This is a genomic window from Acrocarpospora pleiomorpha (genome assembly GCF_009687885.1).
GTDB lineage: Bacteria > Actinomycetota > Actinomycetes > Streptosporangiales > Streptosporangiaceae > Acrocarpospora > Acrocarpospora pleiomorpha.
The window spans coordinates 16766-39224 of record NZ_BLAF01000074.1 but is presented as its reverse complement, the minus strand read 5'-3'; the positions used below and the strand labels follow the sequence as shown (position 1 = coordinate 39224).

The 22459-nt window shown below is 68.8% G+C and carries 23 protein-coding genes; 13 read left to right on the top strand and 10 right to left on the bottom strand.

Features of this window, described 5'->3' with window-relative positions; genetic code table 11:
• Nucleotides 1-86 precede the first annotated feature (86 nt).
• Nucleotides 87-563, top strand: a complete 477-nt coding sequence (locus tag Aple_RS43145) for an NUDIX domain-containing protein (protein WP_218038801.1) — start codon at nt 87-89, stop codon at nt 561-563.
• Here Aple_RS43145 and Aple_RS43140 read toward each other — a convergent pair.
• The gene (locus Aple_RS43140) at nt 551-1429 is read right to left on the bottom strand and encodes a TolB family protein (protein WP_155350570.1); all 879 of its coding nucleotides are present in this window, start codon (nt 1427-1429) and stop codon (nt 551-553) included. The two genes, Aple_RS43145 and Aple_RS43140, sit on opposite strands and share 13 nt — an antisense overlap.
• An 88-nt stretch (nt 1430-1517) precedes the next feature.
• Between Aple_RS43140 and Aple_RS43135 the strand changes: the two genes are divergently transcribed.
• A complete protein-coding gene (locus Aple_RS43135) occupies nt 1518-2753 on the top strand; it encodes an MFS transporter (RefSeq protein WP_155350569.1) in 1236 nt (411 codons plus the stop codon).
• On the opposite strand, the gene Aple_RS43130 is transcribed toward Aple_RS43135, so the two are convergent.
• Nucleotides 2722-3471, bottom strand: coding sequence for an MBL fold metallo-hydrolase (locus Aple_RS43130; RefSeq protein ID WP_155350568.1), 750 nt, complete (start codon nt 3469-3471; stop codon nt 2722-2724). The genes Aple_RS43135 and Aple_RS43130 overlap by 32 nt on opposite strands.
• 60 nt (nt 3472-3531) lie before the next feature.
• Nucleotides 3532-3678, bottom strand: coding sequence for a hypothetical protein (locus Aple_RS52510; RefSeq protein ID WP_170321955.1), 147 nt, complete (start codon nt 3676-3678; stop codon nt 3532-3534).
• A 71-nt stretch (nt 3679-3749) separates the two neighbouring features.
• Here Aple_RS52510 and Aple_RS43125 point away from each other — a divergent pair, with 71 nt between their 5' ends.
• Both Aple_RS43125 and Aple_RS43120 read left to right on the top strand, forming a co-directional pair.
• A complete protein-coding gene (locus Aple_RS43125; protein ID WP_155350567.1) occupies nt 3750-4553 on the top strand; it encodes a putative RNA methyltransferase in 804 nt (267 codons plus the stop codon).
• 131 nt (nt 4554-4684) lie between these two features.
• Nucleotides 4685-6433 carry a S9 family peptidase gene (locus Aple_RS43120; RefSeq protein WP_155350566.1) on the top strand — a complete coding sequence of 583 codons (1749 nt, stop codon included), beginning with the start codon at nt 4685-4687 and terminating at the stop codon, nt 6431-6433.
• Here Aple_RS43120 and Aple_RS43115 read toward each other — a convergent pair.
• Complete coding sequence (locus Aple_RS43115) at nt 6430-7947, bottom strand: PP2C family protein-serine/threonine phosphatase (RefSeq protein ID WP_246265214.1); 1518 nt, start codon at nt 7945-7947, stop codon at nt 6430-6432. The two genes, Aple_RS43120 and Aple_RS43115, sit on opposite strands and share 4 nt — an antisense overlap.
• A 96-nt stretch (nt 7948-8043) precedes the next feature.
• On the opposite strand from Aple_RS43115, the gene Aple_RS43110 reads away from it, so the two are divergent.
• Both Aple_RS43110 and Aple_RS43105 read left to right on the top strand, forming a co-directional pair.
• Entirely contained in the window at nt 8044-12225 is a 4182-nt protein-coding gene (locus Aple_RS43110; protein ID WP_155350565.1) for a HAMP domain-containing protein, read from the top strand.
• Complete coding sequence (locus Aple_RS43105; protein WP_155350564.1) at nt 12225-12854, top strand: response regulator; 630 nt, start codon at nt 12225-12227, stop codon at nt 12852-12854. Before Aple_RS43110 ends, Aple_RS43105 begins: the two co-directional genes overlap by 1 nt.
• Nucleotides 12855-12871: 17 nt before the next feature.
• Here the strand turns inward: Aple_RS43105 and Aple_RS43100 are convergent, their stop codons facing one another.
• The 3 genes from Aple_RS43100 to Aple_RS43090 form a co-directional block, all read right to left on the bottom strand.
• Complete coding sequence (locus tag Aple_RS43100) at nt 12872-13801, bottom strand: glycerophosphodiester phosphodiesterase family protein (protein WP_246265211.1); 930 nt, start codon at nt 13799-13801, stop codon at nt 12872-12874.
• A 93-nt stretch (nt 13802-13894) separates the two neighbouring features.
• Nucleotides 13895-15178: an adenylosuccinate synthase gene (locus Aple_RS43095; protein WP_155350562.1), complete on the bottom strand. Its 1284-nt coding sequence runs from the start codon at nt 15176-15178 to the stop codon at nt 13895-13897.
• Nucleotides 15179-15862: 684 nt separating this feature from the next.
• Nucleotides 15863-16564, bottom strand: a complete 702-nt coding sequence (locus tag Aple_RS43090) for a TetR/AcrR family transcriptional regulator (RefSeq protein WP_174889955.1) — start codon at nt 16562-16564, stop codon at nt 15863-15865.
• Nucleotides 16565-16716: 152 nt separating this feature from the next.
• On the opposite strand from Aple_RS43090, the gene Aple_RS43085 reads away from it, so the two are divergent.
• The 5 genes from Aple_RS43085 (at nt 16717) to Aple_RS43065 (ending at nt 18243) form a co-directional block, all read left to right on the top strand.
• The gene (locus Aple_RS43085; RefSeq protein ID WP_155350561.1) at nt 16717-16884 is read left to right on the top strand and encodes a hypothetical protein; all 168 of its coding nucleotides are present in this window, start codon (nt 16717-16719) and stop codon (nt 16882-16884) included.
• Complete coding sequence (locus Aple_RS43080) at nt 16881-17045, top strand: hypothetical protein (RefSeq protein WP_155350560.1); 165 nt, start codon at nt 16881-16883, stop codon at nt 17043-17045. The genes Aple_RS43085 and Aple_RS43080 overlap by 4 nt, the downstream gene beginning before the upstream one ends.
• Complete coding sequence (locus tag Aple_RS43075; RefSeq protein ID WP_155350559.1) at nt 17035-17496, top strand: anthrone oxygenase family protein; 462 nt, start codon at nt 17035-17037, stop codon at nt 17494-17496. The genes Aple_RS43080 and Aple_RS43075 overlap by 11 nt, the downstream gene beginning before the upstream one ends.
• A gap of 9 nt (nt 17497-17505) precedes the next feature.
• Nucleotides 17506-17715, top strand: a complete 210-nt coding sequence (locus tag Aple_RS43070; protein ID WP_155350558.1) for a hypothetical protein — start codon at nt 17506-17508, stop codon at nt 17713-17715.
• 63 nt (nt 17716-17778) lie between these two features.
• The gene (locus Aple_RS43065) at nt 17779-18243 is read left to right on the top strand and encodes a hypothetical protein (RefSeq protein WP_155350557.1); all 465 of its coding nucleotides are present in this window, start codon (nt 17779-17781) and stop codon (nt 18241-18243) included.
• A gap of 169 nt (nt 18244-18412) precedes the next feature.
• Here the strand turns inward: Aple_RS43065 and Aple_RS43060 are convergent, their stop codons facing one another.
• Together Aple_RS43060 and fbaA are read right to left on the bottom strand one after the other, a co-directional pair.
• Nucleotides 18413-18829 (bottom strand): DUF3151 domain-containing protein, encoded by a 417-nt coding sequence (locus tag Aple_RS43060; RefSeq protein ID WP_155350556.1) that lies wholly within the window; start codon nt 18827-18829, stop codon nt 18413-18415.
• A gap of 139 nt (nt 18830-18968) precedes the next feature.
• Nucleotides 18969-19991, bottom strand: a complete 1023-nt coding sequence (fbaA, locus tag Aple_RS43055; protein WP_155350555.1) for a class II fructose-bisphosphate aldolase — start codon at nt 19989-19991, stop codon at nt 18969-18971.
• A gap of 121 nt (nt 19992-20112) precedes the next feature.
• On the opposite strand from fbaA, the gene Aple_RS43050 reads away from it, so the two are divergent.
• Nucleotides 20113-20799, top strand: a complete 687-nt coding sequence (locus Aple_RS43050; RefSeq protein ID WP_155350554.1) for a DedA family protein — start codon at nt 20113-20115, stop codon at nt 20797-20799.
• Nucleotides 20800-20850: 51 nt separating this feature from the next.
• Nucleotides 20851-21288, top strand: coding sequence for a hypothetical protein (locus Aple_RS43045; protein WP_155350553.1), 438 nt, complete (start codon nt 20851-20853; stop codon nt 21286-21288).
• Here Aple_RS43045 and pyrE read toward each other — a convergent pair.
• Nucleotides 21260-21796, bottom strand: a complete 537-nt coding sequence (gene pyrE, locus Aple_RS43040) for an orotate phosphoribosyltransferase (RefSeq protein ID WP_155350580.1) — start codon at nt 21794-21796, stop codon at nt 21260-21262. The two genes, Aple_RS43045 and pyrE, sit on opposite strands and share 29 nt — an antisense overlap.
• Nucleotides 21797-22459: the final 663 nt, after the last annotated feature.

Genomic DNA, 22459 nt, shown 5'->3' with positions numbered 1-22459 from the left:
GCCTAGGGGCTACACCTCTCGTCCGGAAGGTCTAGGGGAAAACCCGAGTATCGGAGTGGGGGATACCCCCGGCTACGCTCTTGGTCGTGATCCCCGCTGACGAGTTCTACGCCGGGCTGTATCGAGTGATCGCGGCGTCCGGAGCCTTCATCACCGATCCCGCCGACCGCGTCCTGCTGGTCAAACCCAACTACCGGGACCATTGGGGGTGGCCGGGCGGGCATGTGGACGACGGCGAGGCCCCTGAGGCCGGGTGCGCCCGCGAGGTCAAGGAAGAGCTCGGTCTGGAGTTGCCGGTCGGGCGGCTGCTTACCGTGCACTGGGTGCCGGAGTTGGACGACCGGCCGTATGCGCTGGTCCACTTCATGTTCGACTGCGGCACTCTGCCCGACGGGGACAGCATCGTGCTGCAGGAGGAAGAGCTTGACGCGTACGGCTTCTTCACGGCGGAGCAGGCGGCCGAGTTGCTGCCGCCGCACCTGCTGGAGCGGTTCACGGCGAGCCAGCGGGCGCGGGCGGACTCGGTCTGCACATACCTGTCTTGCGGGCCTCAGAGCAGCTGAAGCAGGCCCATGGTGCGGACGTTGGCGGGCTCGGCGAACTTCTGGACGGGCTTGAGCGACTTGCTGAGCACGACCACCGTGTTGCGAGACGCGCCCTTGACCCGGACCGCCAAGCGGCCGTCGCGGAGGTAAATCGCGCCGATCAGGGTGCCCTTGACGGGAATGGTGAGCTTCGCGCCCGTCACCGTGTCCACCACGGTCGGCCGGAAGTAACTCGGCCAGACGCCGTCGCCGCCTTCATCGGACGGCTTGAGCGCGTGGATGATGACCTTCCTCCCGTCGGGCGAGAGGCTCTGCACGTGGTTGGCCAGCTTGATCCCGGCGGCCTTGCGGGTCTTGCCCGTGGTCACGTCCAGCAGGTGCACGCCTTCGGTGGTGCCCGTGTAGCCGGCCAGGTAGCGGCCGTTCGCTGACCAGGCCAGGTGGCAGACGCCGTACGTGCGGCCGACCTTCTTGGCGCCCGTGCCGTCGGCGTTGACCACGCCGATGGGCGCTTTGCCCTCAGTGCCGGTCATCGGGAACGCCAGCCGCTGGGAGTCGGCCGACCAGACCGGCGTGGCGCACGGCGCTCCGAAGATCGCGTTCTTGGCGACGATCTTGTCGGTCTTGCCTTCGGTCACGTGCAGCTTGCTGTTGTAGTCGACCCAGGCCACCTTCTTGCCGTCCGGCGAGGCGGAGAACTGCCCGGCGCCGCCGACGCTGGTCTTGGTGAACTTGCCCGCCAGGTAGCGGTAGATGTCGGCCTTGTCGGAGAAGCGATAGAAGACCCCTCCGGACACGGGCGCGGTCGCGGTCGCGGCGGCCGCACTCACCGGGAAGACAAGAGGGGTCAAAAGCGCCGCGACGGCCAAGATCCGGGTTCTCATCCATCAGATCCTGCTGGATTCGCCACACCACTGCCAACCAGCCACCCCGTTTATCCCGAAAAAATATAGTAAAGGTAAAGTTGTCGGTATGGCGGGGGGACGGAAGGCGCTGCTTTTCTGGCTGGTCGGTGTTTTCGGATACGCGGTGGCCGTCTTCCAGCGCCAGACCCTCGGCGTGAGCGGCCTGGACGCGGCCGAACGTTTCGGCCTCGGCGCCGCCGGCCTGTCCGTGCTCGCCATGCTGCAACTGCTGGTGTACGCCGGGATGCAGATCCCCGTCGGCATCCTGGTCGACCGGTTCGGCTCCAAACGAATGCTGCTGGCCGGAGCCCTGATCATGGGCTTGGGGCAGCTGGTCTTCGCCCTGTCCACCGGGGCGCTCGGCGCGGTCGCGGCCCGGGTGCTGGTCGGCTGCGGCGACGCGATGTCGTTCATCAGCGTGATCCGGATGATCAACCTCTCCTTCCCGTCCCACCGCAACCCGCTCATGGTCCAGCTCACCGGCCTGCTCGGCGCCATCGGCGGAATCGCCGCGGCCGTCCCGCTGATCACCGCCTTACACCGGTACGGCTGGACGCCCACCTTCCTCGGCGCCGCCGGATTGTGCGCGCTCGCGCTGATCGTCGTCCTGCTGGGGTTACGCGAAGGCCGTCCGGACGGTGCGGGCGAAGCCCGGGGTGTACGCGCCGCCTGGGCGGAACCGGGCACCCGCCTCGGGATGTGGACGCATGCCGCGACGCAGTCGTCAGGAGCGGCTTTCCTCCTGCTCTGGGGATACCCGTTCCTGGTCAAGGAGCAAGAACTCAGCCCGCAGGCGGCGGGCGGCCTGATCACAGCGCTCACCGTGCTGTCCCTCGCCTACAACCCGCTCTTCGGCTGGCTGGCCGGACGTTTCCCGACCCGGCGCTCCTGGATGGTGCTGGCGATCGTCGCCAGCACCGCCACGGCCTGGACGGTGGTGCTGCTGTGGCCGGGCCCCGCCCCCGGATGGCTGCTGATCGCGCACATGGTGGTGCTGGCCGCCAACGGCCCCGGCTCGGTGATCGGCTTCGACTACGCGCGCACGTTCAACCCCGCCGCGCGCATCGGCGTGGCCACCGGCATCGTCAACGGCGGCGGCTTCCTGGTCACGGTGACCCTGCTGGGCTTGATCGGAATCGGCCTGGACGTGCACGGCGACTTCCGCCTGGCCCTGGCGGCGCAGTATCCGATCTGGGCGATCGCGATCTGGCAGCTGCTGCGCTACCGGGCGCGGGCGCGGCGTCGTCACGCCCGGGGATCCGCCGCCACGCTCAAGCCGTATCGCCCGATCGAACCGGCGTGAACGGGTCGGCGAAATGGGAGGTGGCCAGCACGGTCGCGCGGTTCAGCAGGGCGGTCCGTGTCTTCACGGCCGTCTCCTGGTCGTCGTCGTAGAGGTAGCGGATCGACGGATCGGCGAGTTGGGCCTCGTGGAGCAGGGCGTCGCCGGAGATGATCAGGTCGCCGACCTCGACTATCTGGTGGCCGGGGGTGTGGCCGGGGGCGAGGGCGACCCTGATGCCGGGGATCGGTTCGGCGGTGCGGTGGACGGTCTCGAGGGCGTCCTTGAGCGGGCGGATCACCCGGTCGCGCATCAGGCCGCCGCCGGACCAGTCGAGTTCGGTCTGCTGGATCACGTATCGGGCGTTGGGGAAGGCGGGGGCGCCGTTCACGACCGCGCCGCTGGCGTGATCGCTGTGCAGGTGGGTCAGGATGACCACGTCCACGTCCTCGGGTGTCACGCCCACCGCGGCGAGTTCGGCTTCCAGTCGTCCCGGCACCGGTGCCCAGCCGGAGGCGGGCGAGTCCAGAGCGCCGATCCCGGTGTCCACCAGGACCGTGCCGCCGGGCGCGCGGAGCAGGTGGCAGTGGAAGTGCAGGACCCACTCTTCGTCGGCGGCGAAGCTCCCACCAGGGAAGAGCTCGGGTAGCGGGCGGCTGATGGCGGCCCCCATCGGGCCGACGGCGTCGCAGAGCGCGACCACCTCGACCCCCGCGAAGACCCTCGGCTGGTACGGCATTACCGAACAATATCTTTGATGTCGTACAAGAACGCGACTGCGGGGTGGATCTACCGGATGTCAGCGTGCTGAGCGGGTGGCGACCGGGTAGTCGAAGTCGAGGTCGGCCGCGTAGACGGCGCGCTGGCAGCTGGCGCAGCGGTAGAGGATGGGGCCCTCGTCGAGCACGGTGTGGCAGCGGGGGCAGCAGCGGCGGGTCCTGGTCATTTCGATCTCCTTTGTGGTGTGCCTATTGCACCCCCTGCGGCTTGCAGTCGACTTGCTGTTTTACTGAACGGGTGCTTGTCGACGTATTGGAACTGCTTCGTTGTCCGGTGTGCCAGGAGTCCTTCTCCTTGCTCCCTGAATCGATCGTTTGCACACGTCAACACGTCTTTGACATCTCCAAACAAGGATATGTCAACCTACTTACCGGATCGACACGGCCGGGTACAGCCGACACTCCGGCCATGGTCGCGGCCAGGGACGATTTTCTCGCCGCCGGGTATTACGATCCGATCGCCGCCCGGCTGGCCGATCTGTGCGGGATGGGGCAGATCGTTGGCGACGCGGGGGCGGGGACCGGGTTCTATCTCGCTAAGGCCATCAAAGGGGTTGGGCTGGCCCTGGATGTGTCCAAGCATGCGCTGAAGCGGGCCGCGCGGGCGCATCCTCGGATCGGCGCGGTCGTGGCGGATGTGTGGAGGCCGCTGCCGGTCAAGGCTGATGCGCTTGACGTGCTGCTGAACGTGTTCGCGCCGCGTAATCCCGGTGAGTTCGCGCGGGTGCTCAAGCCTGGGGGGATGCTGGTGACGGTCACGCCGGGGGCCGATCATCTGAGTCCGCTCGTGGAGGGGCTGGGGTTGTTGCGGGTGGAGGAGGACAAGGAAGGGCGGTTGGCGGCGGCTGTGGGGGAATGGTTTGCGCTAGCCGTACAGGATCGGCTGGAATTTGACTTGGAGCTCGATCACAAGGCGGTCTCGGAGGTCGTCGGGATGGGGCCGAGTGCCTGGCATGAGCGGGAAACGGGACTGGACGCGCTTCCGGATCCGGTCACGGTGCGGGCGTCGGTGCTGATCACAGGCTGGCGACCACGGAGGTGAAACCTCGCGGTTGTGACCCTAGTGACCGGAGGGAGTTTTAGCCGTAAATTCCCCCGTAACATCCCCAAATTCTGGGCCGTTCTGGAGACCGACGAGACATACTTAACGGCGGACCCCGGGAGGAATCACCGATGAAGGCCGAGGAACGCTGGCAGGCCAGGTTCCGCGCCCCACGCACGACGCTGCCGGTCTGGGCACGCCAGGCCCCGCATCACGCCGTTTATCGCTCCAACACCTCCGGAACCTGGGAGATCTACGCCTGGGACCGGGCCACCGGGCAGACCCGGCAAGTCACCAACCGCCCGAACGGGACGGCGCACGGCGACGTGGACCCGACCGGCCAGTGGATCTGGTGGTTCGCCGACACCGACGGCGACGAGTACGGCGTCTGGATCCGCCAGCCCTTCCGCGGCGGCCCGGCCGAACCCGTCAACGTCTCCCCCGGATACCCGTGCGGCCTCGGGCTCGCCGCGAACGGGACGGCCGCCATCGGCCGCGCCTGCCGCAAGGGGTTCCAGGTCGTCCTCGTGCACGAGAACGAGGACCCCAAGCTCCTCTACCGGCACGACGAGTTCGCCTCCGTGGCCGGGATCTCGCTGGACGGCTCGCTGATCGCGATCAACCACAGCGAGCACGGCGACTCCCGCCACCCCGCGCTGCGGGTGCTGAAGTCCGACGGCACGGTCGTCGGCGACCTGCGCGACGGGTCGGGCAAGGGCGTGACCGGCATCAGGTTCGCGCCCGTGCTGGGCGACCGCCGCCTGCTGGTGCTGCACGAGCGGCGCGGCCGCCACGAGCCGCTGGTGTGGGATCCGCTCACCGGCGAGCAGCGCGAGATCTACCTGCGGGTGCCCGGCGAGGTCACCGCCGACTGGTATGTGGACGGGCGTTCCCTGCTCATCGTGCACAACCACCGAGGCCGTACCGAACTCCTCAAGTACGACCTGGCCGGGGGCGCCATGACCCCCATCGACACCCCGCACGGCGTGATCGACGCCGCCGTGGCCCGGCCGGACGGAACCGTCGAATACTCCTGGTCCAGCGCCGCCCAGGCCCCGGTGATCAGGTCGAGCCACGGCCACGTGGTGATCAACCCCGGCCCGACCGCGCCGCCGTCGGTGCCGCTGGAGGACATCGACGTGGACGGGCCCGGCGGGCGAATCCACGCCCTGGTGTCCCGGCCGATCGGCACGCCGCAGCCGTACCCGACCGTGTTCCTGCTGCACGGCGGCCCGTCCGCGCAGGACGACGACTCCTTCCAGCCGCACGTGGCCGCCTGGGTGGACAGCGGCTTCGCGGTGATCCGCATCAACTACCGCGGCTCGGCCGGGTACGGCTCCGCCTGGCGGGACGCCCTGCACGGCGACATCGGCCACATCGAGCTGGCCGACGTGGCCGCCGTACGCGACTGGGTGGTCAACCGGGGCATCGCCGACCCGGAACGGCTGCTGCTGTCCGGCAGCTCGTGGGGCGGCTTCCTGACCCTGCTCGGCCTGGGCACCCAGCCCAAGGCGTGGACGGCGGGGATCGCCGCGGTCCCGATCGCCGACCACACGGCCGCCTACGAGGACGAGGCGGAGGGACTGCGCGCCTACCACCGCGCGCTGATCGGCGGCTCCCCGGCCGAGTTCCCCGACCGCTACACGGCCTCCTCCCCGATCACGTATGCCGACATGGTCGAGGCCCCGGTGCTGGTGCTGGCCGGCGAGAACGACCCGCGCTGCCCGATCCGCCAGATCGAGAACTACCTGGACGCCCTGTCCAGCGAATACAACGTCTACCGCTACGACGCGACGCACGCCTCCCGGGTGGTGGAGGAGCGCATCAGGCAGATGCGCACCCAGATCGACTTCGCCAACCGGGTGCTGGCCCGCCCCTAAGGCGCGCGCAGGACGAGGATGGCCAGGTCGTCGGCGCTCGGTTCCGGCGCGAAGTCCTGCACGGCGCGGCGGATTCGTTCGGCCACCGCCCGCGCGGACAGGTCCACGCATTCGGCCAATAACTTGGCGAGCCCGGAGTCGTCGTCCAGCAGCCGGGGTCCCGCGCGCCGCTCGGTGACTCCGTCGGTCACGCCGAGCAGCACGTCCCCGGGGCCGAGCCAGACGGCCTCGGCCTCGAACTGCGCCTCGGGGAACACCCCGAGCAGGGACTGCGGAGAGGCCACGGTCTCCACCACGCCGCTCGGCCGCAGCCGCAGCGCCTCCGGGTGCCCGGCCGACACCAGCCGGATGTCCAGGCCGCCGCGGGCCAGGGTGATCTCGCCGTGCAGCAGGGTCAGGAACCTGGCGCGGTCGCCCTCTTCGAGGATGGCCTGGTTCAGGCGGCCGACCACGGCGGCGACGCCGTACCCCTCGCGGGCGAGCAGGCGCAGGGTGTGCCGGGCCAGGCCGGTGACGGCCGCGGCCTCGGGCCCGGTGCCGCAGACGTCGCCGATGGCGAACCGCCAGACGCCGTCGGAGACCGGGAACAGGTCGTAGAAGTCGCCGCCCACCTCGTTGGTCTCGCCGGCCGGTTCGTAGATCACCGCCGAGTCCAGGCCGGGCACCTTGGGCTCCTCCAGCGGCAGCAGGCTGCGCTGCAGGGCCCGGTTGGCGGCCGCCTGCTGGGCATACAGCCGGGCGTTGTCGAGGGCGAGGGCGCAGCGGCGGGACAGGTCCTCGGCCAGCTGCCTGACCTCGTCTGGGAACCGGTCGTGCCGCCCGAGGCACATCAGGCCCAGGCGCCGCCCGCGGGCCGTGAGCGGGAACCCCAGGGCCTGCCAGCCGGCCACGTTCAGCTCCGCGGGATCGTCGGCGGCGGGCATCACCAGCTCGTCCAGCTCGGCGCGGAGCGCGTCGGTGCGGGATTCGTCGGCGTGCCACACGTAGGCGAGCTGCAGCGGTCCGCCGTGCTGTTCCGCCGTGTAGACCGCGCACCAGGACGCCAGCCGGGGCACCACGATCTGGGCGATGATCGCGGGCACCATGTCGGGGTTGAGGGTGCCGGCCAGGAGGTCGCTGGCGTCGGCCAGGAACCCCAGCCAGCCGGGTCCGGCGACCCGCTCGGTGACCTCCTCCGCAGCGACTCCCCCGGGCAGGTCCAGGCGGGCCCACCGGGTGCGGTCCGTGCCGTGGTAGGTCACCCCCCAGTCGGGCGCGTCGATCGGCGACGACTGCTCCTGCCCGAGCTCCTTGACCTCGATCTGGAGAGAATCCCCCTTGTGCAGCCACCGCACCTCGAAGGACCCGATCGGAACCGCCGCCACGAGCGTCTCCGCCACCCGCTGCGCGTCCTCCACCATGGACATGGCGGCCCACGCGGTCAGCACCTCGTGCGTGAACCGCTTAACCTCGGGAACGGCCGTGTCCCCCGCCGCGAACGACGCGGCCAGGACGGCACGTAGAGTGGACGTCACCTCTTTTTGCCTACCACACTTCCGGCTGACGCGGAGTCAAACAAGCGTGAGCCTTACGTCCACGGAACGTGACAGACTGGCGTGTGAGGAGGCCTTATGACGCGCACCATCGCTGAAAAGGATGAGACGGAACGCCAGTATTCGGAGTCCGATCTCAGGCCCCTGCTGGACACGCTCACTGTTTGGCGTGACGGCGACTTCCGGCGTCGGGTGCCGCATACGCCTCCCGGGATTCTGAGCGAGATCCGGCTGCTGCTCAACGAGGTGGCCGACCGCCGCGAGCATCTGGCCAACGAGCTTGGCCGGGTCCGCCGCGAGGTGGTCAAGGAGGGCAGGTTTGGCGAGCGGCTCACCCCCGGGCCCGGTTTCGGGTCGTGGGCGGAGAGCGTCGAATCGGTGAACGATCTGATCGATGCCCTGGTCACGCCGGTGACCGGCGCCGCCGACGTGATCGACGCGGTGGCCAAGGGCGACCTCAACCGGCGCATCGACCTGGACAGGACGGCCCGCGGCGAGGTGCGACGGCTGGGCAAGGCCATCAACGGCATGGTCGACCAGCTGGCCCTGTTCACCTCCGAGGTGACCCGGGTGACCCGGGACGTGGGCACCGAGGGCAAGCTGGGCGGCCGGGCCAACCTGCGCGGCATGTCGGGCTCGTGGCGGGATCTGACCGACGCCGTGAACACCATGTCCGGCCGGGTCTCCGCGCAGGTCCGCGACATCGCCGTGGTGACCACGGCGGTGGCCCGCGGTGACCTGTCACGGAAGGTCACCGTGGACGCGGTCGGTGAGATGTTCGAGCTGAAGAACACCGTGAACACGATGGTGGACCAGCTGTCCGCGTTCGCCGAAGAGGTGACGCGCGTGGCCCGCGAGGTCGGCACCGAGGGCCAGCTCGGCGGCCAGGCCCAGGTCCGCGGCGTGTCCGGGGTCTGGAAGGACCTCACCGACAACGTCAACTTCATGGCCAACAACCTGACCTCCCAGGTCCGCCAGATCGCCGCCGTCTCCACCGCCGTCGCCCAGGGCAACCTGTCCAAGAAGATCACCGTCGACGCCCAGGGCGAGATCCTGGAACTCAAGGACACGCTCAACACGATGGTGGACCAGCTGTCCGCCTTCGCCGACGAGGTCACCCGCGTCGCCCGCGAGGTCGGCACCGAGGGACGCCTCGGCGGGCGCGCCGAAGTGAAGGGCGTGTCGGGCGTCTGGAAGGACCTCACCGACAACGTCAACTCGATGGCGAAGAACCTGACCTACCAGGTCCGCAACATCGCCCAGGTGACCACGGCCGTCGCCAACGGCGACCTCACCCGCAAGATCGACGTGGACGCCCAAGGCGAGATCCTGGAACTCAAGTCGACCATGAACACGATGGTCGACCAGCTCTCCTCCTTCGCCGACGAGGTCACCCGCGTCGCCCGCGAAGTCGGCACCGAAGGACGCCTCGGCGGCCAAGCCCAGGTCCGCGGCGTATCCGGGGTCTGGAAAGACCTCACCGACAACGTCAACTTCATGGCCAACAACCTGACCTCCCAGGTCCGCCAAATCGCCGCCGTCTCCACCGCCGTCGCCCAGGGCAACCTCTCCAAGAAGATCACCGTCGACGCCCAGGGCGAGATCCTCCAGCTGAAGGACACCATGAACACGATGGTGGACCAGCTGTCCGCGTTCGCCGACGAGGTCACCCGCGTCGCCCGCGAGGTCGGCACCGAAGGACGTCTCGGCGGCCAGGCCCGGGTGCCCGGCGTGTCCGGCGTGTGGAAGGACCTCACCGACAACGTCAACTCGATGGCCACCAACCTGACCTACCAGGTCCGCAACATCGGCGAGGTGACCACGGCCGTCGCCAACGGCGACCTCACCCGCAAGATCGACGTGGACGCCCAGGGCGAGATCCTGGTCCTCAAGACCACCATCAACACCATGGTCGACCAGCTCTCCTCCTTCGCCTCCGAAGTCACCCGCGTCGCCCGCGAGGTCGGCTCGGAAGGCCAGCTGGGCGGCCAGGCCCGGGTGGAAGGCGTCGAAGGCACCTGGAAGCGCCTCACCGAGAGCGTCAACGAGCTGGCCGGCAACCTCACCACCCAGGTGCGCGCCATCGCCGAGGTGACCAGCGCGGTCGCCCGCGGCGACCTGACCCGCTCCATCACCGTGGACGCGCCCGGCGAGATCGCCCAGCTCAAGGACAACATCAACACGATGGTGTCCACCCTGGTCGACACCACCAACACCAACCAGGACCAGGACTGGCTCAAGTCCAACCTGGCCCGCATCTCCCGCCTCATGCAGGGCCACCGCGACCTGATCGAGGTGACCCGCCTGATCATGAGCGAGCTGACCCCGCTGGTCTCGGCCAGCCACGGCGCCTGCTACCTGATGGTCGACGGCCAGCTCACCCTGATCTCGGGGTACGGCATCCAGCCCGGCTCCGCACCCCGGCAGCGCTTCGCGCTCGGCGAGGGCATCGTCGGCCAGGCCGCGCTGGAAACCCAGCAGATCATCCTGGAGAACGTGCCCGCCGAGTACATCACCATCGAGACCGGCCTCAGCAAGGCCAACCCCGCCCAGATCGTGGTCCTGCCCATCCTGTTCGAGAACCACGTGCTCGGCGTGCTGGAGATGGCCTCCTTCACCCACTTCAGCGAGATCCACCTGGACTTCCTGGCCCAGCTGGTGGAGACCATCGGGGTCACCATAAACACGATCATCGCCAACTCGCGTACCGAGGATCTGCTGAAGGAGTCGCAGCGGCTGGCCACCGAGTTGCAGGAGCGCTCGGACGAGCTGCAGCGCCAGCAGGAGGAGCTGCGCAGGTCCAACGCCGAGCTGGAGGACAAGGCGGCGCTGCTGGCCAAGCAGAACCGGGCCATCGAGATCCAGAACTTCCAGATCGAGCAGGCCAGGCGGACCCTGGAGGAGCGGGCCGAGCAGCTGGCCGTCTCCAGCCGCTACAAGTCCGAGTTCCTCGCCAACATGTCGCACGAGCTGCGCACCCCGCTGAACAGCCTGCTGGTGCTGGCCAAGCTGCTCACCGAGAACGCCGAGGGCAACCTGACCCCGCAGCAGGTGGAGTTCGCCCGCACCATCCACGGCGCGGGCTCCGCGCTGCTCCAGCTGATCAACGACATCCTCGACCTGTCCAAGGTGGAGGCCGGCCGGATGGACATCCACCCGCAGCAGCTGTCGCTGCCCACGCTGGTGGACTACATGGAGGCCACGTTCGCGCCGCTGGCCCAGGACAAGGGCCTGTCCTTCACCGTCGAGGTCGACCCGAGCGTGCCGAACGAGCTGCGCACCGACGAGCAGCGCATGCAGCAGGTGCTGCGCAACCTGCTCTCCAACGCGGTCAAGTTCACCCCGAAGGGCGAGGTCCGCCTGCAGGTGTCACACGCGCCGGACACGGTGGACTATGTGGACGAGACGCTCCGCAGCTCCGACAAGATCCTCGCGTTCGCGGTGGTGGACACCGGCATCGGCATCGCCCCCGACAAGCTCGAAGTGATCTTCGAGGCGTTCCGCCAGGCCGACGGCACCACCAGCCGCAAGTACGGCGGCACCGGCCTGGGCCTGTCCATCTGCCGGGAGATAGCCCGCCTGCTCGGCGGCGAGATCCACGTCGACAGCGTCCCCGGCGAGGGCAGCACGTTCACCCTCTACCTGCCCTTGTCGTACGCGGGACCGCTGGCCGCCAGGGACGGCGGCGCCGCCACCATCGCCTCCTACGCCGCGGAACGCCGGGACCGCATGCTCCTGGCCGACTACCAGGCCGACAGCGACGACGTGCTGCCGGACATCCCGCTCCCGACCGACCTGCCGGAACCCCGCCGGGTCACCGAGATCGACCTCGCCTCCGGCCGCGACTGGCAGGGCGATGACCCGCTCACCGGTGCCAAGATCCTGATAGTGGACGACGACATCCGCAACGTGTTCGCGCTGACCAGCGTCCTGGAACGGCACGGCTCCATCGTCGTGTACGGCGAGAACGGCCGCGAGGGCATCGAACAGCTCGAACGCAACGAGGACGTGGCCCTGGTCCTGATGGACATCATGATGCCGGAGATGGACGGCTGGGCCACCACCTCGGCGATCCGCCGCATGCCGCAGTTCGCCGACCTGCCGATCATCGCGCTGACCGCCAAGGTGATGCGCGGCGACCGGGAGAAGAGCATCGCCTCAGGGGCGTCCGACTACGTGCCCAAGCCGGTGGACGTGGACCGGCTGCTCGAACGGCTGCGCGGCTGGCTGCTGCGCGGTACCACGGCGGAGGAAAGCTGATGCCCGACCGCGCGAAGATCCTCATGGTCGACGACCGGGAGGAGAACCTGATCGCGCTGGAGGCGATCCTCAGCTCGCTCGACCTGGTCCCGGTCCGGGCCCGCTCCGGCGAGGAGGCGCTGAAGGCGCTGCTCGGCACCGAGTTCGCGCTGATCCTGCTGGACGTGCGCATGCCCGGCATGGATGGCTTCGAAACGGCCGCGCACATCAAACGCCGGGAGCGCACCCGCAACATCCCGATCATCTTCCTGACGGTCGTCGACAGCGCCCCCGACTACGCCTTCCGCGGCTACGCGGCCGGCGCGGTGGACTACCTGACCAAACCGTTCGACCCGTGGGTGCTCCGGGCCAAGGTCGCGGTCTTCGTCGAGCTCTACAACATGACCCAGCGCCTCACCGAGCAGGCCGCCCTGCTCCGCGAACGCCTGGCCGCCGAACTACCCAACGGCAACGGCGACCAGCCCTCGGTCCTGCCCGAACTCTCCCGCCGCCTCACCGCGGCCGAGAACGAACTCACCCGCGTACGGGAAGCCGCCCGCAAGACCGGCGACAGCTCCCTGACCGGCCCGCTGTCCGACCTCGCCCAACGACTGGCCCACCTCCGCGCGGGATTCGACGCCCTGTCCTGACCCTCCCAACCACTGACTCAGGTCATGGCCGCGTGCCGGAGGGGACGGATCGGGGCGGGCAGCCGCATGCCCCGGCCCGTCCACAGTTCGCGCATGCGGTCCGGGTAGTCGGTGACGATCCCGGCGACGCCGAGGTCGATGAGGCGCGCGGCCTCCTCGGGGTCGTTGACCGTCCAGGCCACGACGGGCAGGCCGCGCAGGGCGGCGCTGGTCATCAGCGGCAGGTCGATCAGCTCGCGGTCGGGTGAGAGGGCGGTCGCGCCGACGGCTTCCGCGGCGGCGGGGATGTCGTCGGCGACGTCGCGGACGTCGAAGCCGGCGAGCCAGGCGGGGTCGATGGTGTCGGCTTCGATCAGCGCGAAGCGGTGCGGGACGGCGTCGCGGGCGGCCTGCAGGATGCGCCAGTCGAAGCTGAGGATCGCCGAGGTCTGGACGCGGTTGTGGCGAGCCAGCTCCGCCAGGACCAGGTCGGTGAAAAGCTGGTGGTCGGGGGAGAGGTCCGGGCGGGTGGGGTCGGATTTCAGCTCCACGTGCAGCCGGACCTGGTCCGCGCCGTACGCGCTGACCAGGCCGAGCACCGCGCCGAGAGTGGGCATCCGGGTGTCGGGGATCGGGACCTGGGTGGCCGCGAAAGGATCGTTGGCCTTCTTCGGCCGCCGGACACCGGCGTCCAGTGTCCGGATCTGATATTGCGTGAGGCTTTTGACGGGCTTGCCGACGTAAGGGAACATCGCGTCCCCCGGCGTGAACGCGGTGGTGTCCGCGCTGGTCAGAGGCGAGATCGTCAGGTCGTGGCTGAGGATGAGCTGGCGGTCGGACGTCAGCGTGACGTCGAACTCCAGCGCGTCGACACCGAGCTCCAGCGCGAACGCCAGCCCTGGCAGCGTGTTCTCCGGGCGCAATCCTCGCGCGCCCCGATGGCCATGCAACTCAACATGTCCGTACACATCCGCGAACCCTACCTGGTCAACCTCACACCGCCGCGGACCCCATCCGCGACCCGCCGACATGATTCGGCGGGTCGTGGACCTTCTCCCGGGTCAGACCAGGGATCTGAGCTGGAGGGTCTGGTCGCGGCCCGGGCCGACGCCGATCGCGGAGATGGGGGCGCCGCTCATCTCCTCCAGAGCCCGCACGTACGACTGGGCGTTCGGCGGAAGGTCGTCGAAGGTCTTGGCGCTGGAGATGTCCTCCTGCCAGCCGGGAAACTCCTCGTAGACGGGCGTGGCGTGGTGGAACTCGGTCTGGGTGGTCGGGATCTCGTCGTGGCGGATGCCGTCCACGTCGTAGCCGACGCAGACCGGGATACGCTCCAGGCCGGAGAGCACGTCCAGCTTGGTGAGGAAGAAGTCGGTGACGCCGTTGATGCGGGTGGTGTACCGGGCGATCACGGCGTCGAACCAGCCGCAGCGGCGGTTGCGGCCGGTGGTGGTGCCATACTCGTGGCCGGTCTTGCGGAGCCACTCGCCCTGGTCGTCGAGGAGTTCGGTCGGGAACGGGCCCGAACCCACCCGCGTGGTGTACGCCTTCAGGATGCCGATCACCCGGGTCAGCCGGGTCGGCGGGATGCCCGAACCCGCGCAGGCGCCGCCGCTGGTGGGCGAGCTGGACGTGACGAACGGGTAGGTGCCGTGGTCGATGTCCAGCAGCGTGCCCTGGCCGCCTTCGAGGAGCACGAACTTGCCCTCGTCGAGAGCTTTGCAGAGCACCAGCGAGGTGTCGGCGATGTGCGGGCGCAGCCGCTCCGCGTAGCCGAGATACTCCTCCAGCACCGCCGCCGGATCCAGCCCGCGGCGGTTGAAGATCTTGGTGAGGATCTGGTTCTTGTCGTGCAGGGCGCCCTCGATCTTCTTCTGCAGGATGCCCGGGTCGAGCAGGTCCTGCACCCGGATCCCCATCCGGTTGATCTTGTCGCTGTAGGCGGGGCCGATGCCCCGGCCGGTGGTGCCGATCTTCGCCTTGCCCAGGTAGCGCTCGGTGACCTTGTCCAGCGCCTTGTGGTGGGGCATGATCAGGTGCGCGCTGGCCGAGATCAGCAGCCGGTCGCAGTTGATCCCCCGCTGCGCTAGCCCGTCGATCTCCCCGAGCAGCACGCCCGGGTCGATCACGACACCGTTCCCGATCACCGGGATCACCTCGGGCGAGAGCACTCCCGTCGGGAGCAGGTGCAGCGCGTATTTCTGATCGCCGATGACGACCGTATGCCCCGCGTTGTTGCCCCCCTGGTAGCGAACCACATAGTCGACCTCACCCCCCAGGAGGTCGGTGGCCTTCCCCTTGCCCTCATCGCCCCACTGGGCACCCACGAGAACGACAGCCGGCATGCTCAAACTCCCACACACAAAAGCCAAACCCCTGACGCAATAGCTATCAGGGGCTCTTGCAACCTGAGAGTACCTGAAATCGTCCACCTGTCCGGCTCGGCGGGCATACGACCAACGGTCAAGGATTGCCCGAAGCGGTCTGGGGGCTGGTGCGGGGGTTCTCCCACCCATGGAGACAAGCTGTTTGCTGCTTGCGCCACACTTCCCCCTGCTCCCGCTAGCTGCCTGGGTCCGGGGCCTATCCGGCGCGGTTCAGTCAAGGATGGCTTCGTGCGTACGTTAACCGGTGACCTTCCACGGGCCATTGGATGCCATCCTGCACAGCCGTCCTTGACGGGTTCGCTGCTTGACCCCGGATAATCGGGCGGCGGGTGGAGGGGCTACGAAGAGAAGTCTCGTGGGCTTTGGAGCTGGCGGCGCGTTGATTCTGCCGGTCCTCAGACGCTGGTGGCAGGGGTGATGGCGAGCATCTCGCGGAACTCGCCCACTGCCGTTCCCGCTGTTGGAGAGGTACGGCCCGGAGTACTCGCCGCGCCGTCTCCATGATCATGACGTTGCGGTAGGCGTTCGGCAATGAGTCGATCACTGTCGCGGCCTGTCGTGTTCCCTCATCGATGCCGCCGTTGACCGATGAACGCTGGGCGCTGATCGAACCGGTGATCACCGCACGGAAGCCGCGAAGCGTCATGGGAGATTCGTCGCGTTGCCGAAACCTGCCAGTCCGGTGTTGATGAGCCGGGCCGCGCTGTGCACGTCGGCAATGACGGCGTGGCGGACCTGTTCGGGCGTGCGTTCGCCGTTGAGGCTCCGGCGCAACGCGCTGAACTGGACACGCCAGAGCCCGAGCAGGGCGGTGGCCGCAATCTGGCACAGCGGATCGTCACTGCCGTGCCCGGTTCGGGCGGCAAGCGCCTCGGCTGCGACCGTGACGAGTTGCTCGGTCATGTCCCGGTGGTACGCGCGCAGTGAAGGCGTGGAAAGGATCAGAGCGTTGAAGTCCTGGATTCTTGCGCTGGCCCCAGCCAGGTCTGGTTGCGCGCCCAGCCAGGACACGAGGGCGTCCAGTTCGCTGGCCAGGATGTCCAGCACTGCGTCGGTCGGGGTTCGGTCGGCTCGTGCCAGCCCGGTGCGCAGCGCGGCCATCGTCGCTTCGGGGAGGTCGAGGATCAACGCCTCCTTGCTGGGGAAGTAGTTGAAGACGGTCTTCTCGGACACCCCGCACGCCGCACCGATCTCGGCGACGCGCACCGCGTCGAACCCGCGCTCCAGGAACATCGCGGTGGCAGTGTCGGTCAACTGCTGGCGCATGAGCCGCTTCTTGCGTTCCCGCAGCCCCTCCACGCCTGACCTGTCAGGCGCCTGCCAGTCCACGGTGGTCGAGCGCATGCCCGAACTTTAGTTACTGTGACTGAAATATTCCAGTCGCCGAAAATAGTGCTGGCCACGCTCTTGCGGCTATATGTTCAGTCACCATAATATTTCAGTGTCAGTAAATATTGCGACCGTGAGCTGGCCGCCGAAGACTTCGGAGCTGTCTCGTGAGTGAACCCCTCGTCCTGATCAACCTCTTCTCGATGCCCGCTGGCCAGCGCGACAACGCCGGGCAGGCGGACGGCGGCTGGGACGTGGTGTCTGCGCACCCGGCGCTGTATTCGGTCGTGCATGTGACGCCGGATCCGACCGCTTCTTCGGGTGCGCACTCGTGACGCCGTCGGGCGAACTGTTCGCGGAGACCGTGGCGGAGTGGGAACCGGGCACGTTCGTGGAGAACCTCGCCGCCGGACCCGGCGGCGGCATGACCGGGGCGGACAACCCGCCAGGCTCGTGCGACTGCGACTCACCTCCGACGGTGCGGCATGACCGGTGACGTGGTGCAGTACATCGGCCTGTTCCTGCTCGGCGTTCTCGCGGGCGAGGAGCTGATCGTCTGCTACGGCATCCATCCCGCACTGTCCAGTCTGGACGACCGTGCCCATCTGCTTGCACGGCAAGCCCTCGTACGCCGCCTGCGGGTGGTGGTGCCGATCGTGATGCTCCCGGCAGCAGCGCTCGCCCTGGTCAGGCTGGCCACCGTCACCGGTTCCGGTCTGGCCCTACGGTGGGCGACCCTGGTCGCGATGGTGGCGTTCCTGCTGTTGTCGTTCCTGGGCACAGTGCCGATCAACATCAAGGTCAACGACTGGCGGGTGGATGCTCCACCGGCTGACTGGAAGGCCGTGATCCGCCGCTGGGCGCGGATCGACATGCTTCGATCGACCTCAGCAACCGCCGCGTTCCTGTTCGCGGTACTCGCCGTCGCGCACGGTACGGCGAGCTGACCTGCCGGGGTGCCGATCGCGGGCCACGCCTGGCCGTATCCGGCGAAACGCCGCCCGCAGTCACCCCCAAGTGGGCCGATAGCATACGAGCTCCACGAAGCGACCGAGCACCTGCGGATCACCCGCAAGGCCCTGCTCTACCTTGCCGACGAGGCCGAGACCGAGACCGAGCCGGTCACACCACCTGTCGCGCTCCCCGACCATCCCGCCTACCAGTAAATTCTCACCGTCTTCGCCGACACCGGCCAACCCATGCGGGCCCGCGGGCCTTCCCCCGCGGAAGTGGACCCGCACTGGCTGCCCGAGCCAGCGGTAGGGCACCCTGTACTGCGGGAGGACGCGCTCGCGGAGATCGTCGCCAACCCGACGCCGGCGATGCTTCCCAAGATCGCTATAACCGCCGCATTGATCGTGGCCGAGGCGACCGGCCTGCCGGATGTCCGTCCCCTCCTCGCAGACCGTCAGGAGGAGGCCCGGGCCCAATTCGAAGCGCTCGCGGCCGAAATGCTCCAGCTGGCCGGCATGGGGCAGGTTGAGGGGGTGGCATCCCTGGAATCGAATGCGACGGCTCTCCACAACCGTGGCCGGGCCGCATTGGCCGTGGTCGCGGCTCTGGCCGACGATCCGCTACAAGGCGCGCGTCTGGCCGTGGTCCGGGCCAAGCAGGTACGAGGGCTTGACCCAGACACACGGTTGCGGCTTCAGGTGCTCGGAGAATGCACCCGGTTCATCAGTTCACGCGGCTGACCCCTATTGGCGGTCGCAGAATTCCTCCACAGGCGGCGGGGTGTTCGGCCCTCGGGGGTTCGACGTACCTGAGATCACGATCTTTACGTAGAAGGGCATGCCTGACGCGGTGCCGTTCAGGCCCGGAACATCGGGGATGATTCAGCCACAACCTCCGGCAACCCCTGTCTCAGGAAGCCATCGCGGCGGTGGCGGAAGGGCTGCTGTCGCGGAGGAACTGGGAGCAGCGTTCGGCTTCGTCTTTTTCGCCGATGGCCTGGGCGGCGCGGGCGAGGGCGTTGAGGCAGCGGAGGAAGCCGCGGTTGGGTTCGTGTTCCCAGGGGATGGGGCCGTGGCCCTTCCAGCCGGAGCGGCGGAGTTGGTCGAGGCCGCGGTGGTAGCCGGTTCTGGCGAAGGCGTAGGAGGTGACCGCGTGACCCTTGGCGAAGTAGTCGTCGGCCAGGATCGCCCAGGCTGCCGAGTACGCGGGGAAGCGGGCGGCGACGTCGGCGGCCTTGTGGCCGGTCTCGAGCATCTCCCGGGCTTCCGGATGGTCGGGCAGCAGGGTGGGCGGCGGGCCGGCGAGCAGGTTCTCGTTCAGTTCCATCGGCGAAGCGACTCCCGTCCTGGGGCGAGGATTCACGTTAGACATACCTACCTGATGCATGCCGACCGTAATCATTTATACAAAATTCAGCGAAGGGCCCTAACCCCGGCCACGGGATTAGGGCCCTCTGCGGATTGCTCTAGGGGAGCTTCGTGCCGGCGGACTTGAGGTCCTGGCAGGCCTGGGCGATGCGGGACGCCATGCCCGCCTCGGCCGACTTGCCGTAGGCGCGCGGGTCGTAGGCCTTCTTGTTGCCGACCTCGCCGTCCACCTTGAGCACGCCGTCGTAGTTGCGGAACATGTGGTCGGCGACCGGACGGGTGAACGCGTACTGCGTGTCGGTGTCGATGTTCATCTTGACCACGCCGTATGAGATGGCCTCGTGGATCTCTTCAAGAAGCGAGCCGGAGCCGCCGTGGAAGACCAGGTCGAACGGCTTGTCCTGGCCGAACTTGGCGCCCACCGCGTCCTGCAGCTCCTTGAGCACGGACGGGCGCAGCTTGACCGCGCCGGGCTTGTAGACGCCGTGCACGTTGCCGAACGTGGCGGCCAGCAGGTAGCGCCCGCGCTCGCCCAGGCCGACCGCCTCAGCGGTGGCGATGGCGTCCGCGGCGGTCGTGTACAGCTTCTCGTTGATCTCGTGGGCGACGCCGTCCTCCTCGCCGCCGACGACACCGATCTCCATCTCCATGACCACGCGAGCCGCCGCGCACTTCTCGATCAGCTCGGCCGCGATCTCCAGGTTCTCCTCCAGCGGCACGGCCGAGCCGTCCCACATGTGCGACTGGAACAGCGGCTCCTCGCCGCGCGCCACCCGCTCCCGGGAGATCTCGACCAGCGGGCGCATGAAGCCGTCCAGCTTGTCCTTGGGGCAGTGGTCGGTGTGCAGCGCCACGGTCACCGGGTATTTGGCCGCGACCACGCGCGCGTACTCGGCGAGTGCGACGGAACCGGTCACCATGTCCTTGATCGTGGTCCCGGACAGGAACTCGGCGCCACCGGTCGACACCTGGATGATGCCGTCACTTTCCGCCTCGGCGAAGCCGCGCAGCGCGGCGTTCAACGTCTGTGACGACGTCACGTTGATCGCCGGATAGGCGAAGCCACCCGCCTTGGCCCGGTCGAGCATCTCGGCGTAGACCTCTGGGGTCGCGATAGGCATCGGAAGTCAGCTCCCTGTTCACATCTGATTGGCCGTGTGCAAGTATTCCGAAACGCGGGCCGATGAGGGAAGCGTACGGCTTCTACGCCGTTTCACGTCGCCCGGGGTAGGCTCGTCCGCGATGGACGTCTCGAATCTTCTCAGCGCCGAATGGTGGATCGTCACGTTCGGCCTCATCGGCATTCTCACGATCATTTTCGCCGAGACCGGGCTGCTGATCGGCTTCTTCCTGCCCGGCGACTCGCTGCTGGTGGTGGCCGGGATGGGCGCCTCCGCGCAGGTGGCCAGCGCGGTCGGTCTCGACACCCCCTTCCCGCTGGGACTGCTGCTGATCGGCGCGCCGGTGTGCGCCATCGCCGGCGCCCAGTTAGGCCACTACATCGGCGCCAAGGCGGGCCCCCGCCTGTTCGCGCGCCCGGAGTCCAAGCTCTTCAAACAAGAGTACGTCGAGAAGGCGCAGCACTATTTCGAGAAGTTCGGACCGGAGAAGGCCGTGGTGCTCGCCCGGTTCATCCCGATCGTCCGGACGTTCCTGAACCCGGTGGCGGGCATGCTCGGCATGGACCGCAGGCGTTTCCTGCTGTGGAACATCATCGGCGGCATCCTCTGGACCGACGGACTGCTGCTGTTCGGCTACTTCATCGGCAGCAGGATCCCCAACGTCGACCGCTACATCCTGCCCGGCGCCGCGGTGATCATCCTGCTCTCCATCATCCCGATCATCCGGGAAATCATGAAGAATCGGAAAGCAGCGGCCCCCGCGCCCGACCCCAAGGGCAAACACCACCGCGAGGCGGCCGGTAGCTGAGGATACCTTTTGACACGGATTCACACCCCCTGACCCGCTACCGTGTGAAGCGTGGGACGCCACCGATCTGATCCCTTCGGAGCGGCCCGGCTGGTGATCGTCATCATGGTGGCGGTCGGGGTGCTGGGCCTGCTTGTGGTGGGCGTGCTCGCCCTGCTCAACCCCACGACCGAGGCCGCCTCGGTCCCCATCCGGGTGACGCCGTCGCCGACCCCCACGCCCGAGGCGGAAACGAAGACCCCCACGCTGGAGATCGTCTGCGTCGCCGAGCGTTGCCCGGTGTTCGTCCGCGTTCCCGGCGGCGACATCCTGACCGACCAGGAACTGACTCAAGGGCAGCGCGTCCGCCACTTCGAGCCCGAACTGGACGTGGTGCTGGACGACGCGGGGACCGTACAGGTACAGGAGAACGGCAAGGCGCGCCCCCCGGGCGCCGCCGGGGAGCGGGAGGCCTTCGAGGTCAGGCGAGCCCCAGATCAGCCAAGCTGAAGACGGTCCGGTAGGGCAGGCCGGTCGCCGCCAGGCTCTCGTCGCCGCCCCGGTGCACGATGGTCGCGATGCCCACCACGATCGCGCCCGCCTCCTGCAGCGCGGCCACGGCGGTCAGCACCGAACCGCCGGTCGTCGTGGTGTCCTCCACGGCCAGCACCCGCCGCCCGGTGACGTCCGGACCTTCGATGCGCCGCTGCAGGCCATGCGCCTTACCCTCTTTGCGCACCACGAAGGCGTCCAGGGTCTGCCCCCGGGCGGCGGCGGCGTGCAGCATCGCGGTGGCGACCGGGTCGGCCCCCAGCGTCAGGCCGCCGACGGCCTCGTAGCCGAGGTCCTCGGTCAGGTCCAGCATGACCCGGCCCACCAGCGGGGCGGCCACCCCGTCCAGGGTGATCCGGCGCAGGTCCACGTACCAGTCGGCCTCCCGGCCCGAGGAGAGCACGACGCGGCCGTGCACGACCCCCTTGTTCTTGATCTGGTCCAGCAGTTTCTCGCGGTCGCTCATGGTGCTCAAGCGTAGATCCGGGCCGCCGGCGCCGTTCCCGCCCCCTCCGCGGGAGGCCGGCGCCGGCGGCGTCTGAGGAAGCGTCAGCCGTACGGCGGACGCCAGGGTTGCCGGCAGGCGGTACGCCACGACCTCGGCGCCCGTCCCGCGCAGGGACCGGCGCAGCGCGGTCACCCGGATGGCGAGGCGGACCCGGATCAGCGCCGCCACCCGGCCGGACGGGAGCAGCGCCAGCGTGTCGCCGCCGGGGAAGGTGGCGCGCACCCGCTCGGCCACCTGCAGCAGGTCGGCGATCCGGACGAACGGATCCACCGCCGGCGCGTCGAGGGAGACGACGACGAGCCGGTGGCTCGCGCCCGGACGCGGGCCACCGGCCGCCGCCTCCCGGTAGAGCTCGGCCAGCCTCGTCCGCAGGTACGGCGCGGTGGCCAAACCCGACAGGGGGTCCGCACAGGTCAGCTCGGCGATCGGGGCCAGGCTCGCCTCGACCCACCCGGACGTGAAGGCGCACACGGCGGGCAGCGGCGGTTCGGCGTGGCCGAGCGCGGCGTAGAGCGCGGCCAGGTCGGTCAGGCCTTCCGCGACCCCGACCCCCGCCCTGGCCCGCGCTCGGCCCAGCGCCGCGCACGCCCGCTCCACGCTCTCGCCCCTGTGGAGAGCGCG